Consider the following 4,868-nt stretch of genomic DNA (forward strand, 5'->3'; position numbering starts at 1 on the left):
CTATCTCTATCTCTATCTCTATTGATTGTATGAAGTGTCTGGATTAGTTATGTGGCGAGAATGATTTTGGTGCCTTCTTGCATGCGAGATGAATATTGACTTGGGTCAAGAAGCGCGATCAGGGAGAGATTTATGGAATCAACACTTCAGGGAATTAACCCTTCGGGATGGGGAAGTTGATAGAGGTTGATAACTTTTATCGCGATGACCAACGAGTTGATGAGAGTTTATCTATCGGTAGAAGGTTTGATGTTTTTATTGTAACTGTATGAATAATATAGTTTTATGTTTTTGTGTTTATCATGTTTATCTCAACTTGATGTTGATGAACTAATCATTTTATTGATAACCCCAAGTTTATTTTTTTCTCAGTTTTTGGGCGTAGTCTTCACTTCGAAATTTAGCGAGGTCGAGCAGGTTCTTCCTCATAGCATCTCGCTAATAACCATTCAGTTTGAGTCATGTTGACTCGAGTAGAATAGATTTGGAGATGTTATGTCATCGAATGCGAAAAAAATCGGCCTTATTGCCTGTACGGGTGTCGTAGCCGGTAACATGATGGGTAGTGGTATCGCACTATTACCTTCTAGTCTTGCCTCTGTAGGCTCTGTTTCAATCTTCAGTTGGCTGATCTGTTTGGTCGGTGCACTGAGTCTGGCGTTTGTTTACGCTCGTCTGGCAACCAAAAACCCACAAGAAGGTGGTCCAATCGCTTATGCTGGCGAAGTGTCTCCGGTATTTGGTTTCCAAACGGGCGTTCTTTATTACCACGCGAACTGGATTGGTAACCTGGCTATTGCCATTACAGGTGTTTCTTACCTTTCAGTATTCTTCCCTGTGCTTAATAACCCAATCCCAGCAGGTATTGCGACGATTGCATCGGTATGGATCTTCACTTTCGTCAACCTACTTGGTGGTAGCTGGGTAAGCCGTCTATGTACGCTTGGTCTAGTTCTTATCCTTATCCCAGTTGTTGGTACAGCTGCATTTGGTTGGACGCACTTCGATACTGCGCTTTACAGCCAAAACTGGAACGTATCAGCAGGTACTGACAGCCACGCGGTAGTAACAGCGGTTCTTATCTGTCTATGGTCATTCGTAGGTGTGGAATCAGCAGCGGTATCGACTGGTATGGTAGAAAACCCTAAACGTACTGTACCACTAGCAACTATGTTGGGTACTGGTATCGCAGGTGTGATTTACATCCTATCAACTCAAATGATCAGCGGTATGTTCCCAGCGTCAGAAGTTGCGGCATCAGGTGCACCATTTGCACTAGCAACCACTGAGCTATTCGGTAGCTGGACAGCACCATTCGTATCAGCATTCACAGCGCTAGCATGTTTCACTTCGCTAGGTTCTTGGATGATGCTAGTAGGTGAAGCGGGTAAACGTGCAGCAAACGACGGCAACTTCCCTAAAATCTACGGTGAAACTGATAAAAACGGTGTGCCTAAGAAAGGTCTAATCCTTGCGTCAATCAAGATGACTGCACTAATGGTTGTACTGATGTTCTTCAGCTCTAAAACAGCACACGCATCAGACCTGTTCAACCAGCTAACAACTGACGCAGTTCTACTAACTATGCTGCCTTACTTCTACTCAAGCATAAACTTGATTCGCTTCGAAGGTATGACAACACGCAACGGCTTCGTAATGCTGTTCTCTGGTGTGGCTTGTCTGTTCTGCTTCATCGCACTAGCAGGTGCAGAGGGCGGTACGCTAACAGCAACCTTCATCGTGTCTCTAGTTATCTTGATGTTCTACAGCAAAAAAGCAGGTCTTGCTCAGTACGTGAAAATGCACGCTGACGACATGCCTGCCCAAGCAAGCAACTAATCCCCAAAACGCTGGCACTACGGTGTCAGCCCATAAAACCCAAATTCACGCGGCGCTCACCTTACTCATTGCCTGTAAATGGCAAAGAGCGCCCTCATTCGCCTTGGAGATGTCCAAATGAATATATTCGCTATCTTGAACCACATGGGTGTGTTCTTTAAAGAAGAGCCAGTTCGTCAACTTCACGCTGCTCTTGAGAAAGCGGGCTACGAAGTGGTTTACCCAGTAGATGATAAAGACTTGATCAAAATGATTGAGATGAACCCACGCATTTGCGGTGTGCTGTTCGACTGGGATAAATACTCACTTGAGCTATGTGAACGTATCAGCCAAATCAACGAAAAACTGCCTGTTCACGCATTTGCTAACGAACAATCTACTCTAGACATTTCACTAACAGACCTACGTCTAAACGTGAGCTTCTTCGAGTACGCTTTAGGTATGGCTGACGACATCGCTATCAAAATCAACCAAGCGACTGAGGCATACAAAGATGCCATCATGCCTCCATTCACTAAAGCGCTATTCAAATACGTAGAAGAAGGTAAATACACCTTCTGTACTCCAGGTCACATGGGCGGTACTGCATTCCAGAAAAGCCCTGCTGGTAGCATCTTCTACGATTTTTACGGTCCAAACACATTCAAAGCGGACGTATCAATCTCAATGCCTGAGCTAGGTTCTCTACTAGACCACTCAGGTCCACATAAAGATGCAGAAGAATACATCGCACGCACATTCAATGCAGACAGCTCGTACATCGTAACTAACGGTACGTCTACATCGAACAAAATCGTTGGTATGTACTCAGCACCTGCGGGCAGCACAGTACTGATTGACCGTAACTGTCACAAATCTCTGACTCACCTAATGATGATGAGCGACGTGACACCAATCTACTTCCGTCCAACTCGTAACGCATACGGCATCCTTGGTGGTATCCCACAAAGCGAATTCAGCCGCGATGTAATCGCAGAGAAAGTGGCGAAAACACCAGGTGCAACAGCACCAACTTACGCAGTAGTGACTAACTCAACTTACGATGGTCTGTTGTACAACACGCAATTCATCAAAGAGTCGCTAGATTGTAAACACATCCACTTCGACAGTGCTTGGGTGCCTTACACTAACTTCAACCCAATTTACGAAGGTAAATGTGGTATGAGTGGTGAAGCGATGCCAGGCAAAGTGTTCTACGAAACACAATCAACACACAAACTGTTGGCAGCGTTCTCACAAGCTTCAATGATTCACGTGAAAGGTGACTTTGATAAAGAATCTTTCAACGAAGCATTCATGATGCACACTTCAACTTCACCTCAGTACGGCATTGTTGCTTCTACTGAAACTGCAGCGGCAATGATGCGCGGCAACACTGGTAAGAAGTTGATGCAAGACTCTATCGATCGCGCAATCCGCTTCCGTAAAGAGATCAAACGTCTAGAAGCAGAAAGCGACAGCTGGTTCTTAGATGTGTGGCAACCAGAAAACATCGATACCACGGAATGTTGGAAACTAGACCCTAGCGACACATGGCACGGCTTCAAGAACATGGATGACAACCACATGTATCTTGATCCAATCAAAGTAACGCTACTGACTCCGGGGATGAATAAAGAAGGCGAACTAGAAGAATCAGGTATTCCTGCTTCGCTGGTGGCTAAATTCCTAGACGAGCGCGGCATCGTGGTAGAGAAAACAGGTCCATACAACTTGTTGTTCCTATTCTCAATCGGTATCGACAAATCAAAAGCAATGCAATTGCTACGCGGCCTAACTGAATTTAAACGTGGCTACGACTTGAACCTAACCATCAAGAGCTTCCTACCTTCGCTATACAACGAAGACCCAAGCTTCTATGAAGGCATGCGCGTTCAAGAACTAGCACAAGCAATCCATGACCTAACTAAGAAATACAACCTACCAGAGCTAATGTACAAAGCGTTCGATGTACTTCCAGAAATGAAAGTAACACCACACGCAGCATGGCAAGAAGAGCTTCGTGGCAACATCGAAGAAATCAAACTGGAAGAAATGGTTGGCCGCGTAAGTGCGAACATGATCCTTCCTTACCCTCCAGGTGTGCCACTAGTACTTCCTGGTGAAATGGTGACTCAAGAGTCTCGCCCTGTGCTGGACTTCCTAGAGATGCTTTGTGAGATCGGTGCGCATTACCCAGGTTTCGAAACCGACATTCACGGTCTATACCAACAAAAAGATGGTAGCTACACCGTAAAAGTATTGAAGAACTAAGTTCCTCTCGAAGATGACGCCATTGGGAATGCAAGCATGCTCCACTCTTACGAGCTCAATGCGTCATCGAACAATAACGACATTTAGATATCCCCCTAACTAATCTGTCGTAAAGAGAAGGGCAAGGATGCTCTGATCTTTTCTTCTATATATAGAAGAAACACTTTTCCAAGACTTCACCTGAAGTACCCCAAATAAAAAGCAAAGACCAAAAGAGCAGTTCGTCATCGTTCTGCTCTTTTTTTTCATCTTTATATAGATAGAAAGAGAAAAAAGAACCAAGAGAGATAAGATCAGCAACGAAATCACAAAGAAACCGGCGATCTTTTAATGCAGAAGTCAGGTGTTTCATCATGAAAAGATCCTCTGCAACCCGAAATATTAGACAAGATCGTTGAGTATCTATGCAGAATGCTCGTTATTTGTGCGGTTGAAGGTTTTTTTGCAAAAAACGCTTGTGCTAATTTCTCAACCCCCTATACTGCGCATCCACCGACACGGAGTGAGACGAAAGTCACACAGCGAGTCGGGAAGAGAGAAAAAAGAATTTGAAAAAAATGCTTGACTCTCTCACGGTGTGAAGTAAGATACGCACCCCTAACGACGAGCAACTAAGTTGCTGAAAATGTTAGAAAAGCTCTTTAAAAATAAGAACCTATCAATCTGTGTGGGCACTCGTTGATGATAATCCAATTTGATACCTAGGTATCAAATTAGGTTTCAATGAAACGAAGTGACCATTGAGTCGAAAGACTCAGCACAGTCAATTCAAACAT

Annotated in this window: 3 protein-coding genes; 2 read left to right on the top strand and 1 reads right to left on the bottom strand. The window is 44.3% G+C overall.

What is annotated here, in order from left to right:
• Nucleotides 1-495 precede the first annotated feature (495 nt).
• Both cadB and IJ23_RS23675 read left to right on the top strand, forming a co-directional pair.
• Nucleotides 496-1,839, top strand: coding sequence for a cadaverine/lysine antiporter (gene cadB / locus IJ23_RS23670; protein WP_005434864.1), 1,344 nt, complete (start codon nt 496-498; stop codon nt 1,837-1,839).
• A gap of 117 nt (nt 1,840-1,956) precedes the next feature.
• Nucleotides 1,957-4,092 carry a lysine decarboxylase CadA gene (locus IJ23_RS23675; protein ID WP_033907512.1) on the top strand — a complete coding sequence of 712 codons (2,136 nt, stop codon included), beginning with the start codon at nt 1,957-1,959 and terminating at the stop codon, nt 4,090-4,092.
• Between the two features lie 145 nt (nt 4,093-4,237).
• Here IJ23_RS23675 and IJ23_RS23680 read toward each other — a convergent pair whose 3' ends face one another.
• Nucleotides 4,238-4,447, bottom strand: a complete 210-nt coding sequence (locus tag IJ23_RS23680; RefSeq protein ID WP_033907513.1) for a hypothetical protein — start codon at nt 4,445-4,447, stop codon at nt 4,238-4,240.
• Nucleotides 4,448-4,868: the final 421 nt, after the last annotated feature.

This window comes from Vibrio sp. OY15 (assembly GCF_000742455.1).
In the GTDB taxonomy this organism is placed as follows: domain Bacteria; phylum Pseudomonadota; class Gammaproteobacteria; order Enterobacterales; family Vibrionaceae; genus Vibrio; species Vibrio alginolyticus.

Coding starts and splice junctions, on each gene's coding strand:
- cadB (WP_005434864.1), top strand. CDS start 496: ATGTCATCGAATGCGAAAAAAATCGGCCTTATTGCCTGTACGGGTGTC.
- IJ23_RS23675 (WP_033907512.1), top strand. CDS start 1,957: ATGAATATATTCGCTATCTTGAACCACATGGGTGTGTTCTTTAAAGAA.
- IJ23_RS23680 (WP_033907513.1), bottom strand. CDS start 4,447: ATGATGAAACACCTGACTTCTGCATTAAAAGATCGCCGGTTTCTTTGT.